Annotated in this window: 1 protein-coding gene and 1 pseudogene; both read right to left on the reverse strand. The window is 67.5% G+C overall.

The window, feature by feature from the left end:
• Nucleotides 1-250 (reverse strand): MarR family winged helix-turn-helix transcriptional regulator (locus ACFV9O_RS40560; RefSeq protein WP_385428140.1); only part of this gene is annotated, 250 nt, incomplete at its 3' end.
• Nucleotides 251-367: 117 nt separating this feature from the next.
• A pseudogene (locus ACFV9O_RS40565) lies at nt 368-847 on the reverse strand (transposase family protein); the annotation flags it as partial.
• Nucleotides 848-1238: the final 391 nt, after the last annotated feature.

Raw genomic sequence — 1238 nt, forward strand, 5'->3', positions numbered from 1 at the left:
TCCGCCGGACATACCCCAGCTGCTCCAGCCCTCCGACCGTCTTGTGAGCAGCCTGCTTGGACACCCCCAGCCGCCGCCCGAGGTCGGAGATGCTCCCGCCCTGCCTGATCATTTGCATGGCGAACCCATGGGCCGGCCGCAGATCGGGGTGCCCGGCCTCGGCGAGGCGTACATGCAGCTCGTCGATCAGCGTGCGGAAAGCCTGGAGAAGAAGAAAGGGAAGCGCATTCCCGGGGCGGTGCGAAGACATAAGAGGACCCGTATATACGTGCGATCACTTTATTTAAAGTAAAACTGTATCAGCTCCTGGAAGCCTGATACGCAACCCCGCCCGGAACGATCACAGAATCTCGCCCCCGGGGTTCCATCCGGCCGACCGATATCGAACTTCGGCCACGATCGGTACGCTCTGGCGCTCGCAGATCCGGATGATCCGGTGGGTGCGGGCAGCGGTCAGGTCGTGGGTGCGGCCCGGCAGGGCGGGCGAGAGCCACAGCAGCCGGCCGCCGGGATCGGTGACGACCTGCACGTTCACACCGTGGCGCCGACGCTTGTGGGAGTAGTCGGCCCGGCCGTCGCCGACCCGGTCGCATTCGGCGAGGGTGCCGTCGAGCAGGACGAAGTCGGGTTCGTGGTCGCGCAGCGCCTTCAGCAGGCCCGGTGCACGGGTGGCGAGCAGGTCGAGGACCCCGCTGGTGCAGGCGTGGGCGGTGCACTCGCTGATCCCGAACCCGGCGGCGATCTTCGCGAGGGTGGCGTGTTCGCGCAGGTACACCAGTGCCACCATCGCGCGCTGGGACGGACGGAGCTTGCAGCGCCGGTCGCCCTCACGGGTGCCGATCAGCATGGTGACCCACTCCACGAGTGCGTGCGGCAGGTCGAGTGCGGCAGGGTGTGTGACCGACGAGGCCCCCGAGCAACGTGATGGAGACGTCAGACATCTCGATCAACAGCCCGGGGGCCTCGCTCGTTGCGCTTCACGGCCCGACACCCGATCGGTGGCCAACTCGAAGAAGCTCACTCATCGCGCCCGGACAACAGCCCTCACCCCCGTCAGCCGGCCCGCGCACCGCGAAACGCGGAGGAACAGAAGACCGGAGAAACAGATCGTGACCGCCCTCCCGGCGACCACGACACCCGGCCCCGACACCCCTTGCTCCCGACTGAGCGCCACGGACCTGCCCTCACCGTCCCCTGAGCAGCCTGGACCTCGGGCGAGATGACAGGCAGGCTGCAAA

It is taken from the genome of Streptomyces sp. NPDC059909 (genome assembly GCF_042730885.1).
In the GTDB taxonomy this organism is placed as follows: Bacteria; Actinomycetota; Actinomycetes; order Streptomycetales; family Streptomycetaceae; genus Streptomyces.